The sequence below is a fragment of the Achromobacter pestifer genome, assembly GCF_902859625.1.
Lineage (GTDB): Bacteria > Pseudomonadota > Gammaproteobacteria > Burkholderiales > Burkholderiaceae_B > Achromobacter > Achromobacter pestifer.
Map to the genome: position 1 here is coordinate 39937 of NZ_CADIJX010000007.1, position 24215 is coordinate 64151.

The following is a 24215-nucleotide window of genomic DNA, read 5'->3' on the forward strand; positions in this document are numbered from 1 at the left end:
CTGGCTCAATAGAGTTTGGGCTCGCCAGGAGGGCGCGTCTTGAACCGGCGGTGAACCCAGTAGTACTGGCTGGGGCAGCGGAGCACCCAGGATTCCAGCTCTCGGTTCAGGCGCGCGGTGGCGGCTTCCAGCGAGTCTTCGCCCGGGAAGTCCTCAAGCGGCGGCAAGACATCCACCGTGTAATGGCCGGTATCCGGATCCCAGAAGCTCACGACGGGCAGCACGGCGGCATTCCATTTTTGGGCCAGTTGGGCGGTGGCCACCAAGGTGGCGGCCGGGACGCCAAAGAAGGGTACGAAGACCGAACCCTGGCTGCCGAAGTCCATGTCGGGCAAGTAATAGACGGGACGGGGGGCGCGCAGGTGGCGGATCAGGTCGCGCACGCCGTCCCTGCGGCTGACCAGGTGGACATCGTTGAAGCGCGACCGCCCGGCCGCCACGACCGCGTCGAATTGTGGGTCGTTCTGCGGGGTATACATCGTGGCGGCGCTGGGCACGACCATGGTCAAGGCGCTGCCGCCAACGTCCATCGCAATGAAGTGGGGAGCCAGCAGGATGACGGGGCGGCCTTGCGCGATCAATTCATTGGCGCGGTCGGCGCCGGTCACGGTGACCATGTCGTTGATGGATTCAGGGGTGCCATACCAGAGCACGCCTCGGTCGACGATGGATTGCGCCAAGGCGCGGAAGTGGTCGGCAACCCATTGTTCCCGCACGGACTCGGGTTGGTCGGGAAAGCACAATTCCAGATTGCGGCGCACGATGCGGGCGCGTGATTTGGCCAGGCGCGGAGCCAGCCAGCCCAACACGGCGCCAATGCGCTGGCGGGTGGATGGACTGACGCGGGCGAACCATTTCAACAGGGCAACCAGTGCGCGTACTTGTACATTGTTCATGGCGATGGGGATAAGACCAGGCGGCTTGGAATGGGCGGGGCTTCAGGGCGTGGCCGGAGGCGCCGTACCGGTGTCGGGTGCCGCAGGGGCGCCGCGCGGGGTCTTGTAGCGGTTGTAGCTCCAGAGATATTGCTGGGGGCAGCGGCGGATCAACGTTTCCATCGCGGCATTGAGCAGGGCGGCCTGCGATTCGGCGTCGGCGGGCAGGGGCTCGGGCACCCGCACGTAGTGGATGCGCCAGCCGCGGCCATTGGGCAGACGTTCGCCGGCGGTCAGGATGATGGGCACGCCGGTCTGCGAGGCCAGCTTGCCGGGCAGGGTCATGGTGTAGGCCATGCGTCCGAAGAACGGAGCCCACACGCCTTCGCCCATGCCGGGCGCCTGGTCGGGCAGCATGCCCACGGATTCGCCACGCCGCAGGGCACGCACGAACTCGCGCACGCCTTGCAGGGTAGCCGGGACGGCATTGACGGCGGAGCTGTTACGGGCCGTCTCCAGCAACGGGGCCAGGATGTCTTTGCGCGGCGGGCGGAACATGACCGTCATGGGCATCTGACGCGACAGATAGCGGGCGGTGATCTCGAAGCAGCCCAGATGGGGCGTCAGGAACAGGATGCCGCGCTTCTCGGCGCGGGCGGAGGTGACGATGTCGTTGTCGTCCGACACCACCTGGGCCAAGCTCTGCTCGTTACGGAACCAGACCCGGGGATTCTCCAGGATCATGGCGCCGGTCTCGGCGGCGGCCTTGCGGGCGAATGCCGCCCCGGGGTAGCCCGCCTGGGCCGCATTGGCCTGGAGCCGGCGGCGGTATTTGCCGGGCCAGGCGTACACGGCAAGCCCCGCCATGCGCCCTAAGGCGTGCGCAACGGGTAGCGGCAAGGCGGCGAAGAGTCTGAACAGAGCAAGCAGCATTCGGCAGATGGGTAAGGGCGGGCATGGCCATGCCGGCATTCCGGGAATAGGTTGAACCCCCGGGGCGTGAGCCTAAGAACCGCATTTTCGCTTAAAATACGTTCAGTCGCCGAGTTAACCGACAACTTGCGGGGCGACGGCAAGGGTGCAGCGCTATGCGCGGCCTTTGCTGAATCCGCTAAAGCGTCGCGCCCAGATTAGCGTATGCCATGCAGTCCGGGGTGCAACGCGCCTCGTGAACCTATGCGCCGGCATTGCCGGATACTAAGGACGCATCTGTGGCCAATAACGATTTCCTCTTTACTTCCGAATCCGTCTCTGAAGGGCATCCCGACAAGGTTGCCGACCAGATTTCCGATTCGATCCTGGACGCCATCTTCGCGCAAGATCCCAACGCGCGTGTCGCAGCCGAAACGCTGTGCAACACGGGCTTGGTTGTGCTGGCCGGTGAAATCACCACGACAGCCAATGTCGACTACATCCAGGTCGCCCGCGACACCATTCGTCGCATCGGCTATGACAACACCGAATACGGTATCGACTACAAGGGCTGCGCCGTGCTGGTTGCTTACGACAAGCAATCGCCCGACATCGCCCAAGGCGTGGACCGCAGCTCGGAAGACTATCTGAACCAGGGCGCGGGCGACCAAGGCCTGATGTTCGGCTATGCGTGCGATGAAACGCCCGACCTGATGCCCGCCCCGATCTGGTACGCGCACCGCCTGGTGCAGCGCCAGAGCGAACTGCGCAAGGATGGCCGCCTGCCGTGGCTGCGTCCGGACGCCAAGTCGCAAGTGACGTTCCGCTACATTGACGGCCGCCCGGCCGAAGTTGATACCGTGGTGCTGTCGACCCAGCATGCGCCGGAAGTCACGCAAGAGACCATCCGCGAAGCCGTGATCGAAGACATCATCAAGCCGAGCTTCCCTGAAGGCCTGATCACGCCGAACACGAAGTTCCTGGTCAACCCGACCGGTCGCTTCGTCATCGGCGGCCCGCAAGGCGATTGCGGCCTGACCGGCCGCAAGATCATCGTCGATACCTATGGCGGCGCATGCCCGCACGGCGGTGGCGCGTTTTCGGGCAAGGATCCGTCCAAGGTCGACCGTTCGGCTGCTTATGCCGCGCGCTACGTGGCCAAGAACATCGTGGCCGCCGGCCTGGCGCGTCAGTGCCAGGTGCAGGTCAGCTATGCCATTGGCGTGGCCGAGCCGATCAACATCACCGTTTACACGGAAGGCACCGGCGTCATTCCCGACCACGAGATCGCCAAGCTGGTGCGCGAGCACTTCGACCTGCGTCCGAAGGGCATCGTGAACATGCTGGACCTGCTGCGCCCGATCTACGCGAAGACGGCCGCCTATGGCCACTTCGGCCGTTCGGAACCGGAATTCTCGTGGGAAGCCACGGACAAGGTCCAGGACCTGAAGAAGGCCCGGTAAAGCGGTGCTTCTTGGTAAAACGCCCCTGTGAAAGCAGGGGCGTTTTTCATTGGGCGGCGGGGATCAAGGCCGCCGCGTTCACAGCCCCCAGAACGACAGGTCGGGCAGGCGCGCAACCGGCGCCAGCACGGATTCCAGCGCGGCCGCGCAGTCCAGCATGGCGGCGTCATGGCCGGCGGGGGCCAGCAATTGGACGCCGAGCGGCATGCCGTCGTCGTCGAAACCGGCGGGCAGCGCGATGGCGGCCGCGCCCAGGAAGTTGGCCGGGCGCAGCAGTTTGCCCAAGCCGACATGGCGCACGTCTTCGGCGTCCAGTGCCTGCGCGGCCTGGTCGCAGGCGGGCATCAGCAGGGCATCCAGGCCGCGCATGGCGCTGGCGAACGCCGCCATGTCGGCGCGGCGGCGGAGCAGGGCGGCTTCATAGTCGGCTTGCGCGATCCGGCCACCGGCGGCGATGCGTGTGCGCACGACTTCCCAAAGCGGTTGGGCGGGGTCTTCGGCCAGGGCGCCGTAATAGCGGTAGGCCTCGTAAGCCAGCACCAGCGAATTGTCGTCCGCCATGCGGGCAAACGACAGCGACGCGGGCGGGTGCCAGGCCAGGGGCGTGAAGCCCGCGCGTTCCAGGCGGTCCTGTGCCTGATGCCAGACGCGCAGGCCGGCATCGGTCAGCGGCGCGGGCCAGGCTTGCGGGGCCAAGACCGCGATCGCGCCAGCCGCGCGCGGTACGGGTTGGCGCAGCGCGGTGACGCACGCGGCGGGCAAGTCCAGGGTGGCCGCGTCATCGACGTCGGGGCCGGCCAGCACTTGCGTCAGCAGACGGGCGTCGGCCACGCTGCGGGCGATGGGGCCCAGGACGTCCAGCGTGTCGGACAAGGGCAGACAGCCGGCCCGGCTGATCATGCCTGTCGACGGCTTGTAGCCAACCACGCCATTCAGCGCAGCGGGCGCACGCACCGAGCCGCCGGTGTCGCCACCCAGCGCGATCGGCGCCAGGCCAGCCGCCACGGCCACGCCCGCGCCACTGGACGAGCCGCCTGGCGCACGCGCGACGCGCGCGTCCCAGGGGTTGCGGGCGGTGCCTTGAGTGGGATTCTGGCCTGATAGGCCAAAGGCGAATTCGGTCATGCGGGTCTTGCCCAGGATGACCATGCCCTGCGCGGCCAAGCCATGCAGCGCCGAGGCTGTGTCGGTGCTGACGACGCCTTGGCGCGTTTGCGAGCCACCGCTGGTCGTGACACCGCTCCAGTGCACGCTGTCCTTGACGGCTACTGGCACGCCATGCAGCGGGCCCATCAGGATACCGGCGTCTTGCAGGCGATCCGCGGCGTCGGCTTGCGCCAAGGCGCGTTCGGCCGTGACTTCGCTGTAGGCCGCAAGCGACGGCGCGCGTTCGATGCGGTCCAGGAAGTGCGTGGTGACCTGGCGCGAGCTGATTTCGCGTTGGCGGATGGCGCGGGCAAGTTCGCGGGCGTCTCGGAAATGCAGGGCGGTGTTGTCTTGTTCAGGCATGGGGCTCATGGAAAAAGAAAAAGCTTTCCGACTCTGGCAGAGCCGGAAAGCGTTCACACGTGGTGCGTAGGGGTTACTTCAGCGTCTGGCCCTTCGTTTCGGGCATGCGGATGAAGGTGATCAGCGTGATCACGGCGCCCGCCAGCACGTAGTAGAAGAACCAGCGCTCCATGCCCTTGCTTTGCAGCCAGGTCAGCAGGTAGGGCGTGGTGCCGCCCAGCAGCGCGACGACCAGGTTGTAGGGGGCGCCGATGCCGACGGCGCGCACGCTGGTGGGGAACTGTTCGGACATGATGGCCGGAGCAATCGACGTGTACATGGCGTAGAGCACCAGGCCGAACAGTTCCACCGCCAGGATCGACCCGAAGGACGGGCCCAGCGTGCTCATCAGCGGGTAGAAGAACACCAGGTAGCCGGCGGCGAAGAAGATCAGCTGCGGCTTGCGGCCGATGCGATCCGACAACATGCCGAACAGCGGCTGCACCAGCATGAACACGATCAGTGCGATGGTGTTGGCGGCGAATGCGACCTGCGGATCGGCCTTGACCTGGCGGATGGCGTAGGTGGGTACGTAGGCGACAAAAATGTAGAACGCGAACGTGGTCAGGATCGAGAAGCCCACGATGCGCAGCACTTCACGCGGGTGATCGCGCAGCAGGGTCCGCAGCGGCTGCTTTTCAACGCCGGCTTTCTTGGCTTCCGAGAACGCCTCGGTTTCCGGGATGGAACGACGGATCCACATGCCGGCCAGGCCGCCCAGGGCGCCCAGCAGGAAGGGGATGCGCCAGCCCCAGGAAGCCATGTCGGCTTTGGTCAGCGTCGAGGTCAGGATCCAGCCCACTGCGGAGGCGGCCAGGATGCCGACGGCGGCGCTGAAGAACACGAAGCTGGAGTAGAAGCCGCGCTTGTTGGGCGGTGCCATTTCGGCCAGGAAGGTCGTGGCCGAGGCATACTCTCCGCCCAGCGACAGACCTTGCAAGAGGCGTGCGGCGGTCAAGAGCAGCGGGGCGGCCAGGCCGATGGTGGCGTAGGTGGGCGTGATGGCGATGATGAGGGAACCGCCCGCCATCATCAGGATCGTCAAGCCCAGCGCCGCCTTGCGGCCGTACCGGTCAGAGAAAATACCCAGCACCCAGCCGCCCACCGGACGCATGAAGAAGCCCACGGCAAAAATGCCAAAGGTGGCCAGCAGGGCGGTGGTTTCGTTGCCTTCGGGGAAGAACTGGCTGGAAAAGAAGATGGCGAACGAGGCATAGATGGTCCAATCGAACCATTCGACCGCATTGCCTACACTACCGGCCAGGATGGTGCGGGCGCGGGATACGGGCGCAGCGCTGGCTGGCGCGGCGCTTGCGCCTTGCTTGCTGCGCACGGTCGCGGATGGGCTGCTCATGACGTCCTCAACATAAGAATTTATTTTTGGTCAAATAGACCGGTTAAATTTGTGTTTTTATCAATGCGCGAACGTTAAGTTAATGGATATGGTCACGTCAAGTAAGGGTAAGCCCCTAATGCCAGCACTGGATGACACCGATCTTGCCTGCCTGATCGCGTTGCAGGCAGACCCCCGGGCGTCCTGGCGCGAGCTGGGCACGGCAACGGGAATTGCCGAACGCACCGTCGCGCGCCGTATTCGGCGCCTGATGGATGCCGATGCGCTGCGCGTCATTGCCGAAGCGGACCCGCTGGCCATGGGCCAGGGCGTGGTGTTGCACGCCTGGGTGCGTTGCCGGTCGGGCCGGGTGCCGGACGTGGCCGAACAGTTGGCGCGCTTGGACATCAGCCAGTTGGTGGTCACCTTGGCCGGCACGGCGGACCTGATGGCTGAACTGACGCTGGCGGATGCGGCCGACATGCCGGACGTGGTGACACGGGTGCTGCCATCGATCGACGGGGTGGAGCATGTGGAGGCGCGGCTGGTGCTGCGGCCATTCCGCCGCGCCGGGCAGTGGCGCATTCAGGCGCAGCCGGACGCCGTGGCCGAAGCGCCAGCGGCATCGCAGCCAACGCACGGGCAGCCGCCGCTTGCGCTGACGGAACCGGAACAGCGCATGGTGGCCCATTTGATGCGCGATGGGCGGGCGAGCCTTGCCGAACTGGCCGAGCAGGCCAGCATCAGCGAACCCACCGCGCAGCGTTTGCTGCAACATCTGGTCGAGCGGCGCGCGCTGAGCTTCCGTGTGGAAGTGGAACCGGCACTGGTCGGTTTTCCGGTGGAGGCCGTGATTTCGGTGCAGGTGCGGCCGCAGGCGGTGGACGCGCTGGCCGCGCATCTGGCGCTGGATCCCAACACGCGATGCCTGTTCGGCACCAGCGGGGCGTCGCAGCTGTTTTGGCACGTGTTGTGCCGTGACAGCCTGCACTTATGGGATGTGGTGACCCGCCGGCTGGGTGAGCTGGACGGCGTGCTCAATAGTGAGGTGGGCGTGGTGATGCGCGCGCACAAGCGTTGCGGCATCGTGCGTGCCGGCACGCGCCTGGGGGCGGACGCCGATTAGCCGTCGCGCGTTCCCCGGCGTGCGTTGCCGCACGCCGGGCGTTCCTGCGCCAGGGGCTTAGGCGCCCAGGTAGGCGCGAGCCAATGCTCCGTCGCACGCAATCTCTTGCGCACTGCCTTGCGCCGCCACGCGCCCCGATTCCAATACATACGCGCGGTCGGCCAGCGATAGCGCCAGCGCCGCCATCTGGTCCACCAGCAAGATCGTCATGGACTCGGCGCGCAGCCGATCCAGCGCGTCGAACAATTCGTCGATGATCTTGGGCGCCAGGCCCAGCGACGGTTCGTCCAACAGCAGGATCACCGGCTTGGACATCAGACCGCGCGCAATCGCCAGCATCTGCTGTTCACCGCCGGACAAGAGGCCGGCGCGCTGATGCAGGCGTTCGCGCAGACGCGGAAACCGGGTCAGCATCTCTTCGACGCGCGCCTCGCGGTCCTGCGGATGCAGGAAAGCTCCCAGCCGGATGTTGTCCAGCACGCTCAGGCCTGGGAAGACCTGGCGGCCCTCGGGCACCAGCACCAGGCCGCGTGCCACGATGCGGTCGGCGGCCAGGCCATTCAATTCCATCCCTTGCAGATGCATGCCGCCTTGCGCGGGGCGGTGCAGTCCTGCCAGCGTGCGCATCAACGTCGACTTGCCTGCGCCGTTGGCGCCCAGCAGCGCCACCATTTCCCCCTGCCGCACTTGCAGATCGATGCCGTGCAGGACCGGGTTGGCCCCGTAGCCGGTGACCAGATTGCCCACGCCTAGCACTTCCGGCGGGATGGCGGCGCCAGCGGGCCGTTGCCGGGCCGCTGGGGCGCGGCGGGCGCTGTCGTCGCCCAGATAGGCTTGTCGCACGGCAGGCGATTGCTGGATCTGCGCGGCGTTGCCCTGCGCCAGTTCCCGTCCCGCGTCGATCGCGACGATGTGATCGGACACGCCCATCACCAGCGTCATGTCGTGCTCCACCAACAGCACGCCCGCGCCGGCTTCGGCAATGCGCCGCAACAGTTGGGCCAGGCGCGTCTTGTCTTCGCGCGAGAGCCCGGCGGCGGGTTCGTCCATCAGCAGGATGTCGGCATCGGTGGCCAGCGCTCGCGCGATTTCGACCAGCCGCCGATCCACGTGCGGCAGGTCGGCGGCGGGCACGTCCAAGGCGCCCTCGTAACCGCAGAATGCCAACAGCGCGCGCGCCCGTTCACGCACGTCGGGCGCCAGGTAGCGGCGCGACGCCAGCAGTCCGCCCAGCCGGCCGCGCACCATGCCTAGCGCCACATTGTCTTCAACGCTCAGGGTGTCGAACAGTTGCGAGGTCTGGTAGGTGCGGGCGATGCCACTGCGTGCCACGCGGTAGGCGGGTAACGCCGCCAGCGGTGCGTCACCCAGCGCCACGGCGCCGCTGGTCGGCTGGTAGTAGCCACTGAGCATGTTGATGACGGTGGACTTGCCCGCGCCGTTGGGCCCGATCAGTGCCGTGACCGCAGCAGGCGGCACGGTGAAGGACACGGATCGCACGGCGCGCACGCCGCCGAATGTCATGGTCAGCGCGTTGGCGTGCAGAATGCGCCGGGGGCGTCCGCTGGCAGGCATCGCGCCGCCCTGGCGCGGCGTCAGGGCGTGGCTCGCCGCGTTGCGTCGCCAACGCGACAGCAGTCCAGCCACGCCATCCGGCGCTGCCCACAACACGACCAGCAGGAAAGCGCCAAAGAACAGCAGGCGATATTCCTCCAGGCTGGACAGCATTTCCGGCAGCAGCCCGACCACGACGGCGCCCAGCAAGGGGCCGGCCAACGACCCCGCACCGCCCAGCGTCACGGCCAGCACGAACAGAATGGACTGCATGAAGTTGAAGTTGTGCGGCGTGATCATGCCGGTCTGCGGCGCATAGAGTCCGCCCGCCAGGCCCACCACCGCCGCTGACACCATGAACGCCATGGCTTTGACCGCCAGTGGGTTGATGCCGATGGATTCGCTGGCGGTTTCGCTGTCTTTCACCGCGCGCATCGCCGCGCCCCAGGTGCCGCGTGACAGCAATGCGTAGGCGGCCAGCGCCACGAACACCGCGACGATGGCCAGCATGGCGACGCCACGGTCTCCGCCCACGCTGCCCAGCGCGGGCTGAGCGATGCCCATCAGTCCGTTCTGCCCACCCGTGATGTCGCCGCCTTCGATCAGCGCATGTTCCACGATGAAGCCGAAGGCGATGGTGATCATCGCCAGATAAGGGCCTTTCACGCGCAGCGCGGGCAGCGCCAGCAACAGGCCGAATGCGGCGGCCACGAGTGCTGCCGCTGGCCACGCGAGCCAGAAACTCCATCCAGCCTGACCGGTCAGGACGGCGACGGTGTAGGCGCCGATGGCATAGAAGCCCGCGTGGCCGAACGACATCTGCCCGGTCAGCCCCAGCAGCACGTTCAGGCCGATGCCGGCCAGCGCCAGCAGCGCCACATTGCCCAGCACGAACACGTAGTAGCCATTGACGGTGGCGGCCAAGGCCAGGCCGGCGATGGCCAACAGGACGTAGAGCGCCAGCGGAAGCCAGCGCGATGCAAGGTGTTTATTCATCAGACCTTCCTGACATCGGCGCGTCCGAACAGTCCGTTGGGACGCACGGCCAACATGACGATCACCAGCGTGAAGCTGATGATCTGGGTGTATCCCGAGCCCAGGGCCACGGTGATCAGCGCTTCGACCACGCCGAACAGCAGGCCCGCGATCATCACGCCCCAGGCGCTGGTGATGCCGCCCAGGATCGCGACCACGAAGGCTTTCAGGCCAAAGAGCGTGCCCATGTCGGCCTGCACGTTGAACAGCGGGGCGACCAGTGCGCCCGCCACGCCGGCAAACAGCGTGGATACGGCAAACGCGGCCATGATGGCGCGGCGCACGGGGATGCCCATCAGCCGCGCCGCGCTGGGGTTCTGCACCACCGCCAGCAACGCCACGCCCCAGCGCGTGCGGCGCGACAAGGTGTGCAGCGCCGCCGCCAGCACCAGCCCGACCAGCGGGATCAGCAGTTGCAGCGGATAGATGCCCAGGCCCAGGCCGCCGATCTCAAGCGGCGTCTGCGCCAGGGGGGAGGGCAGGCTGCGTGGCTCTTTGCCGAAGGTGAACATCACGATGTTGTCCAGCACGATGCCCAGCGCCACCGTGGACATCAGCCAGGCGTTAGAGCCGCGGCTGGCGAACGGCCGCACGGCCAGCCGCTCAACCACCAGGCCATACAGCGCGCACAAGGCCAAGGCCGCGAGCAAGGCGGGCGCCAGCGGCCAGCCCAGCGTCTGTGCGAACGTGAAGGTCAGCACGGCGCCCAGCATCATGGAACTGCCCTGGGCGAAGTTCACCGTGCCGGACACGGCGTAGGTCAGATAAAAGCCCAGGGCCATCAGTCCGTACATGCTTCCCAGACCCAGGCCGCTGACAATCGCGGACATCAACAACATGCGCGTCTCCCGCGTGAGGCCATCGGTTTACTGCGCGCTCTTGACGGGCAGGATGCGGTTGTCGATGAACTGCGTCCACACGTAGTCGTCCTCGCGCAGCGCATCGTGCGAGGCCGGCGTGAAGGGCTGCTCGTAAGTCTTGATCAGGCCGTCGTATTTGCCGATCTTGTAGAAGCCCTGGCGCACCGCGTCGCCATCGGTCGAGCCGGCCGCCGCGATGGCCAGCGCGGCCAGTTGCATGCCGTCGTAGGCGTTGGCCACGCCCACGGCAGGCGTGATGTCCTGCGGGCCCTTGATGTCGGAATACTTGGTCTTCAACGCCTGCATCACCTTGTCGCCTACCGGCCCCTGCTTGCCGAAGAAGCTGTACGTCTGCACGAAGTGCACGTTCTTGGCATTGGGACCGGCCAACTCGGTGAAGCGGCCGCCCGCCGGACCCCAGTGCGACACGATTGGCACTTTCCAGCCCATGCGGTCCAGCGATTTGACGACCTGCGCTGACGGGCCGACGTTGCCGACCAGGAACAGGGTGTCCGCGCCTGCGGCCTTCAAGCGGCTGAGCTGCGGCACCACGTCCAGATCGTTGGGCTGGAATTTCTCGATGCCGGCAGGCGTGACCTTGGCCGCGACCAAGGCGGCGTTCAGCCCTTTCTCGTTGGATTCGCCCCAGGGATTGTTCACCAGGATCATGCCCGGCTTGGCGCTCTGGAACGTCTTTTGCGCGTACTGGACCATCGCGCTGTCCACGATCTCGTCCATGGCCGACACGCGGAACACGAAGTTCGGATTTCCCTTGTTCTGGGTGATGGCCGTGCCGGCGGCCCACGGGCCCATGAACGGCACTTTTTCCTGGTTCACGATGGGGACGATGGCCATCGAGACCGGCGTGTCCAGGCCGCCGAACAGCACGGCCACTTTTTCCTTGAAGATCAGTTCGCGCGCCGCGGCCATGCCTTTGGCGGGGTTGCCTTCGTCATCGCGCCGCACCAGCACGATCTGGCGGCCGCCCAACAGGCCGCCGCGGGCGTTGATCTCATCGATGGCAACCGTCATGCCGCGCGTCAGGGCTTCCCCTGCGCGCGCGGACTCACCGGACAGTGCGGTGATCAGGCCGATCTTGATGGGGTCGGCGGCAAGCGCGGGTTGCAAGGCAAGGCCGGCCGTGAAGAGGGCGGCGGCGGTGGCGCGAAGCAGAAAGGAACGGCGGGTCGGGACCATCGGGCACTCCTGGAAAAGTGGAACGGATCTTGCATGGGGTTAAGGGCTGCTTTGCTTCCCCATGCAAGATCCATGCCACCTGATCGGATGCGGCCGCAGCAGGCGGCGATGGCCCCGCTACGAGGGCGACGCAGGGGGATGTGGCGGCTTTTGGCGTGGTTTGTCAGCGTCAAATTCCAGTTTTGTTTCCAAAGAACCAGAAATTTTGTTAACAATCATGCATCAGGATTTGCACCAAAATGAACCCATCCTTGCTTGCAAGCACTAATCCGGGGCGCGACGATGCGTCCGCATGGACGCCCGCGTCGCTTGCCTGCCATGGCCGCTTCGGCTATCAGCCGATCGCCGGGCGGGGCGATTACGTGTGGCCGAATGGCGCGCGCCTGGCCGTGTACCTGGGCTTCAATATCGAGCACTTTGCGTTTGGCGAGGGGCTGGGTGCCGAACTGGGCCCGGCGTCGCCCCATCCCGATGTGCTGAACTACGCCTGGCGTGAGTACGGCAACCGCGTGGGCGCATGGCGCTGCTTGGAATTGTTCGATGAACTGCGCCTGCCCGCTGGTGTGCTGATCAATACCGCGCTGTATGCGCATTGCCCCGAATTGCTGGACGCTTTCCTGGCGCGCGGCGACGAGCTGATCGGCCACGGCTACAGCAACGCGCACCGCCAGGGAGGGCTGCCCGAAGCCGAGGAAAGTGCGCTGCTGGCGCATTGCCGCGACCGTATTCAGCAGCATGCCGGTCACGCGCCCGCAGGGTGGCTGTCGCCATGGATATCCGAAAGTCGCGCCACCCCTGACCTGTTGGCCGAAGCGGGCTACCGCTACACGCTGAACTGGTGCCATGACGATCAGCCCATGCGGATGCGAACTCGTGCGGGTGATCTCTGGGCCATCCCATACCCGCAGGAGCTCAACGACATTCCGATGATCATGGGACGCAAGATGGATGCACGCGATTTTGCCGATATGATCCTTGATCAGTTTGAGGAAATGCGCATGCAGGCCTGTCGCCAGCCGCTAGTCATGGGCATTGCGCTGCATCCCTATATCGTCGGGCAGCCTTATCGGTTGCGGCACCTGCGCCGGGCGCTGGCGCCGTTGGCCGCCGCGCGTGACCGGGGCGAGATCTGGTTCACCACGCCGGGCGAGATCTGCCGCCATGTGGACGGCCTGCCGCCCGGCGTGATTGCCTCCCTCTGAGTTTTCAACGCTTTTCCGATCCACCCGCCCGCTGAACCGAGCCTTGCATGCCGACCCGTAGCCCCGCCAAACCCCGCGCCAAGTCCGCCTCTCGGAACATTGCCATTGAGTCCGCCGCCGCGGACGCCGTTGGCCATGCCGATGCAACCCCTGACAGCGACATGGAACGCCGCATCTGCGACGCGGTGTATGAAAGCGTGATGAGCCAACGGCTGACGCCCGGCACCAAGCTGCCCGAAGCCGCGATCTGCGAACTCTTCGGCGTGTCGCGTTCGGTGGCGCGCAAGGCTTTGCAGCGGCTGGCGCACGAACACGTGGTGGACCTGCACCACAACCGTGGAGCGGTGGTGGCAGAACCCACGCCCGAAGACACGCGCCAGATTTTCCAGGCACGTCGCGCTCTGGAAGCTGCGCTGCTGCCATTGGCCGTGGCGCGCGCCAGCAAGGCAGACTATGCGTCTCTGCGCAAGCAGTTGCGCGACGAACACGCCTTGCTGCACCGGGCCGGCCAGCCCGCGTGGGCACGCCAGGCCAGCGCCTTTCATGTGCGGCTGGGCGAGCTGTCCGGCAACGCCATCCTGCATGGTTACCTGACGGAGCTGGTGTCGCGGTGTTCGCTCATCGTGGCGCTGTATGAACCGCCGGGCAACGCTGCCTGCGAGCACGGCGAGCACGTGCTGATCGTGGACCTGATGGAACGCGGCGACGTGGCCGAGGCCGTGAAGATCAATGACAACCACCTTGCGGACCTGGAGCGGCGCATCAGTCTTGAGCGTCCGCAGCCGGCGCAAACCCTTGCCCAGATGCTGGGATTGGCCTGACATGGAAATCGATTTCGACGCAATTACCGAATACCAACGCTACAAACTGATGGCCAGCCTGATCGTGCCCCGGCCGATCGCGCTGATCACCACCTTGTCCGAAACCGGCGTGGTCAACGCGGCGCCGTTCAGCATGTTCAACATGCTGGGCGAAGACCCGCCCATCGTCATGGTCAGCATCAACCGCCTGGAGGACGGCGGCTTGAAGGACACGGCGCGCAACATTGCCCGAGACAAGGAATTCGTGGTGCATCTGACCGACGAAGCCATGGCTGAAAAGATGCACCGCTGCGGCGACCGCTTGGCGGCCGACGTCAGCGAGCTGGCGCACGCGGGCCTGGACGCCGCGCCCAGCCACCACGTCAAGCCGCCGCGCATCGTGCAGGCGCCGGTCGCGTTTGAGTGCACGCTGTACGAGACCATGGAAACCGCCAGCCGGCAGATCTTCATCGGCCAAGTACGGTGGCTGCATGCCCGTGACGGACTGATCGACACGGAAACCTGGCGCGTGCGCTTGCAGGACTACTTTCCCGTGGGCCGCTTCGGCGCAAGCTTCTACGTCACCACGCGCGACCGCTACGCGATTGGCGCGAGCGACGCGCCGTCAGGCACGGCGGCCAGCACGGCGATCGACGAGATCTGAGGCGGGACGCAGCGCATCACCACACCGCGTCCTGCCCGCCTGGCGCGCGGACATGACGGGCAAAGCGCTGCGACAGAAACTCCACGAAGGCCACGGTCTTGGCGGGCAGGTTCAGGCGTTCCGGGTACAGCGCGTGGATGTCGGCGGCGGGGGTGCGCCAGTCCGCCAGCACTTCGCGCAGGCGGCCGGCGCGCAGGTAGGCGGCGGTCTCCCATTCAGAGCGCATGACGATGCCGTGGCCGTCCAGCGCCCATTCCAGTGCGCTCTGCCCGTCGTTTGAGCTGACCGGGCCGCGCACTTTCACGGTCTCGGCGCGTTGGCCGGATTCCAAGCGCCAGGTGCCGTAGGCGACGTCATTTTCGCGGACCACAATGCACCGATGGCGCTGCAAATCCCCTGGGGTGCGCGGTTCGCCATAGGTGTCCAGATAGCGGGGCGACGCGCAAAGCAGCCGCCGGTTGGACGCGATCTTGCGAGCGGTCAGCCGGGCGTCGGGCAGATCGCCGAAACGAACGGCCACATCGAAGCCTTCCTCGATCAGGTTCAGCGGCCGATCCGTCAGCCGCATCTGCACTTCCACTTCCGGGTACTGGCGCGCGAAGTCCGACACGGCGGGGACGATGTGGGCGCGGCCGAAACCGAACGTGGCATTCAGCCGCAGCAGGCCCTGGGGTTGAGCGCGGGCACTAGAGACCGAACGTTCCAGCGCTTCAAGGTCAGCCAGGATGCGGCCGCCTTCCGCCAGATACAGTTCACCTTCCTGCGTGACGCTGACCCGGCGTGTAGTGCGGTTCAGCAAGCGCACGCCCAGCCGTTGCTCCAGCCGGGCCAGCCGCGCGCTGATGGCGGGTGGCGTCAGGCCCAGTTCGCGGGCGGTGGCGGACAGGTTGCCGTGCTTGACCACCAGCGAGAAGAAGGCGAGATCGGAAAGCGCGTCCATGGTTCGGCCTGCTGAGGTTATTTATAAATTAAATCTAATAAAGATTTAGTTTCATCAGCAATTATAAGAATTAAACCGGCCTATACACTGGACTCACCCATACAGAGCCGCCTGACGCGGCCAATCGAGGAGACCAGGAATGAAGATGAAACCCGTGGCCCGCGCCTGCTGCGCGGCCCTTGCCGCCGCATCCTGTTGGACCGTTCCGGCCGCCGCCGCCAACGCCTTCCCCGAACGCGCGGTGACGCTTGTCGTGCCGTTCGCGCCTGGCGGCAGCGTGGACATTGCCGCACGGCTGATCTCGGACGCCTGGGGCCGTGCGCTAGGCCAAAGCGTGATCGTGGAGAACCGGGCCGGCGCGTCCGGCAACATCGGCATGGCCGCCGTGGCGCGCGCCCAGCCCAACGGCTACACGCTGGCGATCAACACCATGTCGCTGGCCATCAACCCGGCGCTCTTCAAAGACATGCCGTTCGACACGACGAAGGACTTGCGGTCTGTCGGCACGGTGGGCACGTCCCAGCACGTCCTGACCGTGACCAACGCCTTGCCGGTCACCAGCGTCAGCGAACTGCTGGCTTACGTGCGCGCCCGGCCCGCCAATGATCTGAGCTTCGGTTCCGCAGGCACGGGCAGCACCTTCCACATGGCCGCGGAACTGTTCAAGTCCGTGTCGAAGACGCAGATCCTGCATGTGCCCTACAAGGGCGGTGGTCCGGCCATGGTCGATACCATCAGCGGGCAGGTGCAGATGAGCTTTCCGGTGCTGTCCGCCGCCAAGCCCCAAGTCGATGGCAAGAAGTTGCGCGCACTGGGCGTGACCGGTACCGCGCGTTCGCCGCTGTTGCCCGACGTGCCGACGATCGCGGAATCCGGTTTGCCCGGGTACGAATTCAACACCTGGTTCGTGATCAGCGCGCCGGCCGGCACGCCGCAGCCGGTAATCGACACCTTGAACGCCAAGCTGGCCGAGGCCTTGCAGTCACCGGCGCTCAAGCAACGCATGCAGCAGGAAGGGTTCGACCCCCTGATTTCCGCGCCGGCCAAGACCGATGCCATGGTGGCCGCTGAAATGGCGCGCTGGGCGGGCATCGTGCAAGACGCCGGCATTCAGGCCAACTAGACCGCAAGACGCGCCCGTGGCTAGCCGCGGGCGCCGCATCCAAGGACGAGAAGACATGCCTGGCATGACGCTGTACGACAAGCTGGTGGCCAGCCATGAGGTGGCCCGCATCGACGACGAGCACATTCTGCTGTACGTCGATCTGCACATCATGAACGAATACACCAGCCCGCAGGCCTTCAGCGGCCTGGCCGCGCGCGGCCGCGACGTGCTGCGCCCGGGGCAACAGATGGCGGTGGTGGACCACATCATTCCCACGCATCCGGTGCCGGCGGCGTTGCGTGTGATTCCTGACGACGCTTCGTCGCGCCAGGCGCTGAACCTGAAGCGCAATTGCGACGAACAACACATCGCGCTGTTCGACACGACCGACCCGTTGCAAGGCATCGAGCACGTGATCGCGCCCGAACACGGCATGATCCTGCCCGGCATGGTGGTGTTGTGCGGCGACAGCCACACCACGACTTACGGTGCGCTGGGCGCGCTGGGCTTCGGCATTGGCACGTCCGAAGTCGAACACATCCTGGCCACGCAGACGCTGGTCTACCGGGTGGCGCGCAACCTGCGCATTCGCGTTGACGGCACGCTGGGCGCCGGGGTGTCGGCCAAGGATCTGGTCATCTACCTGGTGCACCGCATCGGCGCGCAAGGCGCGCGCGGGCATGCGGTGGAATTCTGTGGCACGGCAGTCGATGCCCTGTCGGCCGAGGCTCGCATGACCCTGTGCAACATGACGGTCGAGGCCGGTGCGCGCGCCGCGTTGATTGCGCCAGACGCAACCACGGACGCCTACGTCTGTGCGCACGCCCCACAGCTGCATGGCGAGGCGCTGGCGGGGGCACGCGCCTACTGGGCCACGCTGCGCACTGACGCTGATGCGTGGTTCGATCGGGAACACGTGTTCGATGCCGCGGACATCGCGCCCTTCGTTACGTGGGGCACCAGCCCCGATCAGGCCATGCCGGTCACTGGACGGGTGCCCGATCCGCAGGCGGAAACCGACACCTTGGCCAGATTGGCGCTGGAAAAGGCCATGGACTACATCGGCCTGACGCCGGGCACGCCGATCGCCGGGGTACCGATCGACCGCGTGTTCATCGGTTCCTGCACCAACGGCCGCATCGAAGACTTGCGCGTGGTCGCGGCGATGGTGCGTGGCCGCAAGGTCGCCGAGGGCGTGCGTGCCATGGTCGTGCCGGGTTCCGGCGCGGTGCGCGCGCAGGCCGAAGCCGAAGGGCTGGCGGCGCAGTTGATCGACGCCGGCTTTGAATGGCGCCAGCCGGGCTGTTCCATGTGCCTGGCCATGAACGACGACATGCTGCGGCCCGGTGAACGCTGCGCGTCCACCACCAACCGGAATTTTGAAGGACGCCAGGGGCGGGCGGGGCGCACGCACTTGATGAGCCCCGCGATGGCCGCCGCCGCCGCACTGGCCGGCCGCATCGTCGACGCCCGCGAATGGGAGCAAGCCAAATGAATCCGCTGATCGAAGGCATCGCCGCGCCGCTGCCGTTCTCCAATCTGGACACCGACCAGATCATGCCCAAGCAGTTCCTGCGCATCATCGACAAGGCGGGCTTGGACAAGGGCTTGCTGTATGACCTGCGCTTTGACGAACATGGCGTGGCCCGGCCCGGCTTCGTGCTGAACCAGGACGCCTACGCGGGCGCATCCCTGTTGGTGGCGGGCCCGAACTTCGGCTGCGGCTCCAGCCGCGAGCATGCCGTGTGGGGTTTGCAGCAGTTCGGCATCCGCGCGGTGATCGCGCCAAGCTTCGGCGAGATCTTCTACTTCAATGCGTTGAACAACGGCCTGCTGCTGGTCAGCCTGCCACCTGGCGAGGTCGACGCCTTGCTCGCACGGGTGTCCAATACGGACACGGCGGACGCCAAGCGCCTTGTCGTGGATGTGATGGCGGGTCAGATCCGTGCCGCCGATGGCTGGACGGCGGACTTCACCTTGCCGGAGCGGCATCGCCGCATGTTCGCGCAAGGGCAGGACATGGTGGGCGCGTCGCTTGCGCAACTGCCCGAGGTGGAACGGTTTGAAGCCGCTCACTGGGCGCGTCATCCGTGGATGAAGGACGTGGCGCGCACGGTGCGCGACCGCCTGGACGCCGGGCGCGAATAACGCAACAGGAGGCAGTACCCATGACCGCATTCTTCGACTTGCCCGTGCGCCATATCGACGCGGGCGGCATCCAGATCGCCGCGCGCATCGACGGGTCGGGGCCGCCGTTGCTGTTGCTGCATGGCCATCCGCAAACACATGCCATCTGGCATCGCGTATGGCCTGAACTGACGCGGCACCGCACCTGCGTGGCGGCGGACCTGCGCGGCTACGGGGACAGCAGCAAGCCTGCGGCCACGGCGGACCATTCGGCCCATTCCAAGCGCCGCATGGCGGCCGATATGGTTGAGGTGATGCGTGCGTTGGGCCATGCGCGCTTCGAGGTGCTGGCGCATGATCGCGGTGCCCGCGTGGCCCATCGGCTGGCGCTGGACCACGCCGACGCCGTGTCTCGCATGATGTTGCTGGACATCGCGCCGACGCTGGACATGTATGAAGGCACGACGCGGGCGTTTGCCCAGGCGTACTTCCATTGGTTCTGGCTGATCCAGCCCGCGCCCGGGCCCGAAACCATGATCGAGCACGATCCGGTGTTCTATCTGCGTTCGGTGATGGGGGGCAGGCCGGGCGGGCTGGCACATTTTTCGGACGAGGCCATGGCGGAATACGAGCGCGCGGCGCGGCAGCCGGGCTGGGCGACCGGCATCTGCGAGGACTATCGCGCCTCCGCCACGCTGGACCTGGACCACGATCGCGCAGGCCGCGCCGCCGGCGAACGCCTGCGCATGCCGGTGCGGGCGTTGTGGGGCGAGCGCGGCGCGGTGGGCAAGAATTTCGACGTGCTGGCGCTGTGGCGCGCGGTGGCCGACGAGGTCTCTGGCAGGGCGTTGCCGGGGGCGCATTACCTGGCGGAAGAGACCCCGGATGCGCTGCTGGAAGAGGCCGGCGCCTTCTTCGGTTGGCGGTAGCCGCAGGCTGTCAATCAAGCCTGGGCGGGCGATAGGGCTATCTAAAAAGGGACGCACTCCTGGTGTTAACCTTCGCCCCATGAATCGTTACTTCACCGATCTTTCCGAATTGCCCGACCCTGAAGACGCGCAACGCGCCTTCAAGGCGACCGACTCCCCCTGCGTGGCCGTTTGCTCGACCCTGTTCGACGATATCTGCCGCGGTTGCGGCCGCACGGCCATGGAAGTCGCCAATTGGGTTTTCATGACGGATGAAGAAAAGCGCGAAGTCTGGGTGCGTATCAAGGCACAAGGGTATCCGCGGCGCAACAACTGAACGCCGTCCCTGATTGGAATCGTCTGGCCGTCTTGGGCATGTCATATCGCGCGGGCTAAATCGCGTTATTGCCCACTTCCGGCCCTATCATGCGCATCGTTCTGGTTACGGATGCCTGGCATCCGCAAGTCAACGGCGTCGTTCGCACCTGGACGACCATGCAGCAGATCTTGAATGAATGGGGCCACGAACTGATCGTGGTGAACCCGCAAGGCAGCCGGACAGTGCCGGCGCCGTCCGAGCCCGACCTGCGGCTATGCCTGCAACCGGGGCGGCAGCTGCGGCGCATCCTGGGCGACACGGTGCCCGACGCGCTACACATCGCCACCGAAGGTCCGCTGGGCCTGGCGGCACGCCGGATGGCGCTGTCGAGGGGCTGGCAGTTCACGACCTCGTTTCACACCATGTTCCCCGACTACCTGCAAGCGCGCATGGGCATTCCCGCAGCGTTGCCGTGGCGCTATCTGCGCTGGTTTCACCGGCCGTCGCAATGCGTGCTGGTGCCGACCCCCACCGTGCGGGACATTCTGGTGCAGCGCGGGTTGGCAAATCTGCGGGTCTGGTCGCGCGGCGTCGATCCGCGCAAATTCCAGCCGGCGGCCAGCACGGCATTTGAGCACCTGCCGCGCCCCGTCCACCTGAGCGTGGGCCGCGTCGCGCGTGAAAAGAATCTGGATGCGTTCCTGTCGCTGGACCTGGCGGGTAGCAAGGTGGTCGTGGGCGCAGGCCCGGACGAGGCGCGGCTGAAGAAGAAGTTTCCTGACGCCGTTTTCCTAGGCATGCAGAAGGATGACGCCTTGCCGGGGTTCTACGCCGCGGCCGATGTCTTCGTGTTCCCCAGCCTGACCGACACGTTCGGCCTGGTGATGCTTGAGGCGATGGCCTGCGGCACGCCGGTGGCGGCCTTTCGCAGCGAAGCGCCGCTGGCGGTGGTGACCCCGGGCGTCACCGGTTGCCTGGACGACGATCTGGCTCATGCCTGCCGCGCCGCGCTGCCGTTGGACCGCCATGCGGTGCGGGCGCATGCGTTGACCCGCAGCTGGGATTCGGTCGCGTCCGATCTGCTGGATTCGTTGGTTCCGCTGGTGGCGGATGCGTCGCAGCGCCCGTCGCTGGCCCGGGCCGGGTGAGCATTGAGGGGATTTTTCGGGGACGGGTTTCCTCAGCGCATCCCAAACCGGTACAATCTTTCGCAATCCTGAGGAGCGTTGCGACGACCCTGCGGTTCCCGTCATGTCGTGATCACACGCACTGACGACAAGCGGAACCCGGTTCGCCAGGCTCAGGAATCCTTGTTCAAGCGCCGCGCCTTGCGCGTCGCTACAGCAACGGCGCTCACCTTTGTCGCATATGGCGGGAAAGGCGAGCACTCGACTGTCGTGGTGTATTCGCGTTGTCCGGCCATATCGTGCGCCGTTCGATATTCACGTGGAGCCTACACACACCATGAACGCTGTGACTGATAAATCCTTCTCCGACTACCTGGTTGCCGACCTGTCCCTGGCGGGCTGGGGCCGTCGCGAACTGGCGATTGCCGAAACCGAAATGCCCGGCCTGATGGCCATCCGCGAGGAATTCGCCGCTGCCCAGCCGCTCAAGGGCGCGCGCATCGCCGGCAGCCTGCACATGACCATCCAGACGGGCGTGCTGATCGAAACGCTGGTGGCGCTTGGCGCCGAAGTGCGCTGGGCCTCGTGCAACATCTTCTCCACGCAAGACCACGCCGCCGCCGCGATCGCCGCCTCGGGCACGCCGGTCTTCGCCGTCAAGGGCGAAACGCTGGAAGAGTACTGGCAGTACACCCACAAGATCTTTGAATGGCCCAATGGCCAGAACGCCAACATGATCCTCGACGATGGCGGCGACGCCACGTTGATGCTGCACCTGGGCACCAAGGCCGAAAAAGACATCTCGGTGCTGGCCAACCCGGGCAGCGACGAAGAGCGCATCCTGTTTGCCGCCATCAAGGAAACGCTCAAGCGTGACCCGAAGTGGTATTCCACCCGCCTGGCGCTGATCAAAGGCGTGACGGAAGAAACCACGACCGGCGTGCATCGCCTGTACCAGATGTCGCAAAAGGGCGAGTTGGCCTTTGCCGCCATCAACGTCAACGACTCGGTCACCAAGTCCAAGTTCGACAACCTGTACGGCTGCCGCGAATCGCTGGTGGACGGCATCAAGCGCGCCACCGACGTCATGGTGGCGGGCAAGATCGCCGTCGTGGCCGGCTATGGCGACGTGGGCAAGGGTTGCGCCCAAGCCCTGGTCGCCTTGCGCGCGCAAGTCTGGGTCACGGAAATCGACCCGATCTGCGCCCTGCAAGCCGCGATGGAAGGCTTCAAGGTCGTGACGATGGAAGAAGCCGCCGCGCATGGCGACATCTTCGTCACCGCCACCGGCAACTATCACGTCATCACGCGCGAACACATGAACGCCATGAAGGACCAGGCGATCGTCTGCAACATCGGCCACTTCGACAACGAAATCGACGTCGCCGGCCTGGCCGATTGCGAGTGGGAAGAGATCAAGCCGCAAGTCGACCACGTGATCTTCCCGGACGGCAAGCGCATCATCCTGCTGGCCCAAGGCCGCCTGGTGAACCTGGGTTGCGCCACTGGCCACCCGTCGTTCGTGATGTCGTCGTCGTTCGCCAACCAGACCATCGCTCAGATCGAGCTGTTCACGCGCAACGACGCCTACAAGTCGGGCGAAGTCTATGTGCTGCCCAAGCACCTGGACGAAAAGGTCGCGCGCCTGCACCTGAAGAAGCTGGGCGTGAAGCTGACGACGTTGCGCAAGGATCAAGCCGACTACATCAATGTGCCGGTGGAAGGCCCCTTCAAGCCGAACCACTACCGCTATTGATACGTTGAAAGCACAATAGGAAGGTGCCGCGCCATGTTGGCGCGGGCTTTCCGAACCGCGGGGTTCAATCGTTTCCGCCTGGTGGCGACGGAACCGCGGAGCATCAATACAGGAGTTCGAACATGGCACTGATACTCGTCTGGATTCTGAATGCAGTGGCCCTGCTGGCTGTTGCCTACCTGCTGCCCGGCATCACCGTGGCCAGTTTCGGGTCGGCACTGATTGCCGCGCTGGTGCTGGGTCTGGTGAACATGCTGGTCAAGCCGGTGCTGGTGCTGCTGACCTTGCCCATCACGATCGTCACCCTCGGGCTCTTTCTTATCGTCATCAACGCCTTGTTGTTCTGGTTCGTCGGCTCCGTGCTGAAGGGCTTCCAGGTCAACGGGTTCTGGTGGGCCGTGGGCGGTGCGATTCTGTACAGCATCATCTCTGGTCTGCTTACCAAACTGATCCCCTAATGTCTGACTCGACCTCTCCCGCTTTCAGTCTGGAGTTCTTTCCTCCGCGCGACCTGGCCGGCCAGGAACGGCTGGTCCGCGCGGCCAAGCAGATGCTGGCCATCCAGCCCAAGTACGTCAGCGTGACATTCGGCGCGGGTGGTTCCACGCGCGCCGGCACGGCGGACGCCGTGCGCACGCTGAGCAACCTGGGTTGCGACGCGGCGCCTCACTTGTCGTGCGTGGGCGCCACGCGCCAGGAACTGCGGGACATTCTTCAGACCTACAAGAACGATGGCGTGCGGCGCGTGGTCGCCCTGCGCGGCGACCTGCCTTCGGGCATGGGCGGCGATGCGGGCGAACTGCGCTACGCCAACGAACTGGTCTCGTTCATCCGCGAGGAAACCGGCGACTGGTTCCACATCGAAGTGGCGGCTTATCCCGAAATGCATCCGCAGGCGACCAACCCGTCGGCCGACCTGGACCATTTCGTCACCAAGGTGAACGCGGGCGCCGACGCGGCCATCACGCAGTACTTCTTCAACGCCGACGCCTATTTCGACTTCGTCGACCGGGCTCAGGCCAAGGGCGTTCGCGTGCCGATCGTGCCGGGCATCATGCCCATCACGAACCACACGCAGCTGCTGCGCTTCTCGGAAATGTGCGGGGCCGAAGTGCCGCGCTGGATTCGCCTGCGCCTGGCGGAGTTCGGTGACGACAAGGCATCCATCCGCGCCTTTGGCGTGGATGTGGTGACCGAGCTGTGCCAGACCCTGTTGGACAACGGCGCACCGGGCCTGCATTTCTACACCTTGAACCATGCGGAAGCCCCGCTGGCGGTGTGGAAGGAACTGGCGCTGTAGGCGTCCACGCGCCAGCGTCTAGCCGAGCCCACCTTTGCAGGTGGGCTTTTTTTTGCGCGCGGTC

General features: G+C 65.8%; 22 protein-coding genes and 1 riboswitch. Of the genes, 14 read left to right on the top strand and 8 right to left on the bottom strand.

Annotated elements, in window-relative coordinates; genetic code table 11:
- Positions 1 to 5 precede the first annotated feature (5 nt).
- On the bottom strand, positions 6 to 896 hold the full coding sequence (locus HV753_RS23620) for a lysophospholipid acyltransferase family protein (protein WP_175177018.1): 891 nt from the start codon (positions 894 to 896) through the stop codon (positions 6 to 8).
- Positions 897 to 938: 42 nt separating this feature from the next.
- Positions 939 to 1808, bottom strand: a complete 870-nt coding sequence (locus tag HV753_RS23625) for a lysophospholipid acyltransferase family protein (RefSeq protein WP_175177019.1) — start codon at positions 1806 to 1808, stop codon at positions 939 to 941.
- Positions 1809 to 2086: 278 nt separating this feature from the next.
- On the opposite strand from HV753_RS23625, the gene metK reads away from it, so the two are divergent.
- Positions 2087 to 3250, top strand: a complete 1164-nt coding sequence (gene metK, locus HV753_RS23630; RefSeq protein ID WP_175177020.1) for a methionine adenosyltransferase — start codon at positions 2087 to 2089, stop codon at positions 3248 to 3250.
- Between the two features lie 78 nt (positions 3251 to 3328).
- On the opposite strand, the gene HV753_RS23635 is transcribed toward metK, so the two are convergent.
- The gene (locus HV753_RS23635) at positions 3329 to 4759 is read right to left on the bottom strand and encodes an amidase (protein WP_175177021.1); all 1431 of its coding nucleotides are present in this window, start codon (positions 4757 to 4759) and stop codon (positions 3329 to 3331) included.
- 73 nt (positions 4760 to 4832) lie between these two features.
- Entirely contained in the window at positions 4833 to 6152 is a 1320-nt protein-coding gene (locus HV753_RS23640) for an MFS transporter (protein ID WP_175177022.1), read from the bottom strand.
- A gap of 82 nt (positions 6153 to 6234) precedes the next feature.
- Here HV753_RS23640 and HV753_RS23645 point away from each other — a divergent pair, with 82 nt between their 5' ends.
- Positions 6235 to 7257, top strand: coding sequence for an Lrp/AsnC family transcriptional regulator (locus HV753_RS23645; protein ID WP_175177023.1), 1023 nt, complete (start codon positions 6235 to 6237; stop codon positions 7255 to 7257).
- Positions 7258 to 7314: 57 nt separating this feature from the next.
- Here the strand turns inward: HV753_RS23645 and HV753_RS23650 are convergent, their stop codons facing one another.
- Genes HV753_RS23650 through HV753_RS23660 form a run of 3 tightly spaced genes read right to left on the bottom strand, consistent with a single transcriptional unit; the run spans position 7315 to position 11903 of the window.
- Entirely contained in the window at positions 7315 to 9807 is a 2493-nt protein-coding gene (locus tag HV753_RS23650; protein WP_175177024.1) for a branched-chain amino acid ABC transporter ATP-binding protein/permease, read from the bottom strand.
- Complete coding sequence (locus tag HV753_RS23655) at positions 9807 to 10685, bottom strand: branched-chain amino acid ABC transporter permease (protein ID WP_175177025.1); 879 nt, start codon at positions 10683 to 10685, stop codon at positions 9807 to 9809. The genes HV753_RS23650 and HV753_RS23655 overlap by 1 nt, the downstream gene beginning before the upstream one ends.
- Positions 10686 to 10712: 27 nt before the next feature.
- Positions 10713 to 11903, bottom strand: a complete 1191-nt coding sequence (locus HV753_RS23660; RefSeq protein WP_175177026.1) for an ABC transporter substrate-binding protein — start codon at positions 11901 to 11903, stop codon at positions 10713 to 10715.
- A gap of 239 nt (positions 11904 to 12142) precedes the next feature.
- On the opposite strand from HV753_RS23660, the gene HV753_RS23665 reads away from it, so the two are divergent.
- The 3 genes from HV753_RS23665 to HV753_RS23675 are packed head-to-tail and all read left to right on the top strand — an operon-like array spanning position 12143 to position 14569.
- Positions 12143 to 13105, top strand: a complete 963-nt coding sequence (locus HV753_RS23665) for a polysaccharide deacetylase family protein (RefSeq protein WP_175177027.1) — start codon at positions 12143 to 12145, stop codon at positions 13103 to 13105.
- 47 nt (positions 13106 to 13152) lie between these two features.
- On the top strand, positions 13153 to 13926 hold the full coding sequence (locus HV753_RS23670; RefSeq protein WP_175177028.1) for a GntR family transcriptional regulator: 774 nt from the start codon (positions 13153 to 13155) through the stop codon (positions 13924 to 13926).
- Between the two features lies 1 nt (position 13927).
- A complete protein-coding gene (locus HV753_RS23675; RefSeq protein ID WP_175177029.1) occupies positions 13928 to 14569 on the top strand; it encodes a flavin reductase family protein in 642 nt (213 codons plus the stop codon).
- Between the two features lie 16 nt (positions 14570 to 14585).
- Here the strand turns inward: HV753_RS23675 and HV753_RS23680 are convergent, their stop codons facing one another.
- A complete protein-coding gene (locus tag HV753_RS23680; RefSeq protein ID WP_175177030.1) occupies positions 14586 to 15509 on the bottom strand; it encodes a LysR family transcriptional regulator in 924 nt (307 codons plus the stop codon).
- Between the two features lie 139 nt (positions 15510 to 15648).
- On the opposite strand from HV753_RS23680, the gene HV753_RS23685 reads away from it, so the two are divergent.
- From HV753_RS23685 to metF, 9 genes are all read left to right on the top strand, one after another.
- Complete coding sequence (locus HV753_RS23685; RefSeq protein ID WP_175177031.1) at positions 15649 to 16632, top strand: tripartite tricarboxylate transporter substrate binding protein; 984 nt, start codon at positions 15649 to 15651, stop codon at positions 16630 to 16632.
- A 55-nt stretch (positions 16633 to 16687) separates the two neighbouring features.
- Positions 16688 to 18109, top strand: coding sequence for a 3-isopropylmalate dehydratase large subunit (leuC, locus tag HV753_RS23690; protein ID WP_175177032.1), 1422 nt, complete (start codon positions 16688 to 16690; stop codon positions 18107 to 18109).
- On the top strand, positions 18106 to 18762 hold the full coding sequence (gene leuD, locus HV753_RS23695; protein ID WP_175177033.1) for a 3-isopropylmalate dehydratase small subunit: 657 nt from the start codon (positions 18106 to 18108) through the stop codon (positions 18760 to 18762). Before leuC ends, leuD begins: the two co-directional genes overlap by 4 nt.
- Before the next feature lie 20 nt (positions 18763 to 18782).
- The gene (locus HV753_RS23700; protein WP_175177034.1) at positions 18783 to 19670 is read left to right on the top strand and encodes an alpha/beta fold hydrolase; all 888 of its coding nucleotides are present in this window, start codon (positions 18783 to 18785) and stop codon (positions 19668 to 19670) included.
- Between the two features lie 79 nt (positions 19671 to 19749).
- A complete protein-coding gene (locus HV753_RS23705; protein ID WP_175177035.1) occupies positions 19750 to 19986 on the top strand; it encodes a DUF1289 domain-containing protein in 237 nt (78 codons plus the stop codon).
- 89 nt (positions 19987 to 20075) lie between these two features.
- Positions 20076 to 21116, top strand: a complete 1041-nt coding sequence (locus HV753_RS23710; RefSeq protein WP_175177036.1) for a glycosyltransferase family 4 protein — start codon at positions 20076 to 20078, stop codon at positions 21114 to 21116.
- A 64-nt stretch (positions 21117 to 21180) separates the two neighbouring features.
- Positions 21181 to 21330, top strand: a riboswitch (S-adenosyl-L-homocysteine riboswitch).
- 102 nt (positions 21331 to 21432) lie between these two features.
- On the top strand, positions 21433 to 22851 hold the full coding sequence (ahcY, locus tag HV753_RS23715) for an adenosylhomocysteinase (protein ID WP_175177037.1): 1419 nt from the start codon (positions 21433 to 21435) through the stop codon (positions 22849 to 22851).
- A 122-nt stretch (positions 22852 to 22973) separates the two neighbouring features.
- Positions 22974 to 23309 (top strand): phage holin family protein, encoded by a 336-nt coding sequence (locus HV753_RS23720; protein WP_006389784.1) that lies wholly within the window; start codon positions 22974 to 22976, stop codon positions 23307 to 23309.
- On the top strand, positions 23309 to 24151 hold the full coding sequence (metF, locus tag HV753_RS23725; protein ID WP_175177038.1) for a methylenetetrahydrofolate reductase [NAD(P)H]: 843 nt from the start codon (positions 23309 to 23311) through the stop codon (positions 24149 to 24151). The genes HV753_RS23720 and metF overlap by 1 nt, the downstream gene beginning before the upstream one ends.
- Positions 24152 to 24215 lie beyond the last annotated feature (64 nt).

Bases quoted from the DNA above. Each gene is read 5' to 3' on its own strand.
- ahcY (WP_175177037.1), top strand. From the start codon at position 21,433: ATGAACGCTGTGACTGATAAATCCTTCTCCGACTACCTGGTTGCCGAC.
- HV753_RS23645 (WP_175177023.1), top strand. From the start codon at position 6,235: ATGGATATGGTCACGTCAAGTAAGGGTAAGCCCCTAATGCCAGCACTG.
- HV753_RS23620 (WP_175177018.1), bottom strand. From the start codon at position 896: ATGAACAATGTACAAGTACGCGCACTGGTTGCCCTGTTGAAATGGTTC.
- leuC (WP_175177032.1), top strand. From the start codon at position 16,688: ATGCCTGGCATGACGCTGTACGACAAGCTGGTGGCCAGCCATGAGGTG.
- HV753_RS23705 (WP_175177035.1), top strand. From the start codon at position 19,750: ATGAATCGTTACTTCACCGATCTTTCCGAATTGCCCGACCCTGAAGAC.
- HV753_RS23670 (WP_175177028.1), top strand. From the start codon at position 13,153: ATGCCGACCCGTAGCCCCGCCAAACCCCGCGCCAAGTCCGCCTCTCGG.
- HV753_RS23640 (WP_175177022.1), bottom strand. From the start codon at position 6,152: ATGAGCAGCCCATCCGCGACCGTGCGCAGCAAGCAAGGCGCAAGCGCC.
- HV753_RS23665 (WP_175177027.1), top strand. From the start codon at position 12,143: ATGAACCCATCCTTGCTTGCAAGCACTAATCCGGGGCGCGACGATGCG.
- metF (WP_175177038.1), top strand. From the start codon at position 23,309: ATGTCTGACTCGACCTCTCCCGCTTTCAGTCTGGAGTTCTTTCCTCCG.
- HV753_RS23700 (WP_175177034.1), top strand. From the start codon at position 18,783: ATGACCGCATTCTTCGACTTGCCCGTGCGCCATATCGACGCGGGCGGC.
- HV753_RS23635 (WP_175177021.1), bottom strand. From the start codon at position 4,759: ATGCCTGAACAAGACAACACCGCCCTGCATTTCCGAGACGCCCGCGAA.
- HV753_RS23660 (WP_175177026.1), bottom strand. From the start codon at position 11,903: ATGGTCCCGACCCGCCGTTCCTTTCTGCTTCGCGCCACCGCCGCCGCC.
- HV753_RS23680 (WP_175177030.1), bottom strand. From the start codon at position 15,509: ATGGACGCGCTTTCCGATCTCGCCTTCTTCTCGCTGGTGGTCAAGCAC.
- HV753_RS23710 (WP_175177036.1), top strand. From the start codon at position 20,076: ATGCGCATCGTTCTGGTTACGGATGCCTGGCATCCGCAAGTCAACGGC.
- HV753_RS23655 (WP_175177025.1), bottom strand. From the start codon at position 10,685: ATGTTGTTGATGTCCGCGATTGTCAGCGGCCTGGGTCTGGGAAGCATG.
- leuD (WP_175177033.1), top strand. From the start codon at position 18,106: ATGAATCCGCTGATCGAAGGCATCGCCGCGCCGCTGCCGTTCTCCAAT.
- HV753_RS23650 (WP_175177024.1), bottom strand. From the start codon at position 9,807: ATGAATAAACACCTTGCATCGCGCTGGCTTCCGCTGGCGCTCTACGTC.
- HV753_RS23625 (WP_175177019.1), bottom strand. From the start codon at position 1,808: ATGCTGCTTGCTCTGTTCAGACTCTTCGCCGCCTTGCCGCTACCCGTT.
- HV753_RS23675 (WP_175177029.1), top strand. From the start codon at position 13,928: ATGGAAATCGATTTCGACGCAATTACCGAATACCAACGCTACAAACTG.
- HV753_RS23720 (WP_006389784.1), top strand. From the start codon at position 22,974: ATGGCACTGATACTCGTCTGGATTCTGAATGCAGTGGCCCTGCTGGCT.
- HV753_RS23685 (WP_175177031.1), top strand. From the start codon at position 15,649: ATGAAGATGAAACCCGTGGCCCGCGCCTGCTGCGCGGCCCTTGCCGCC.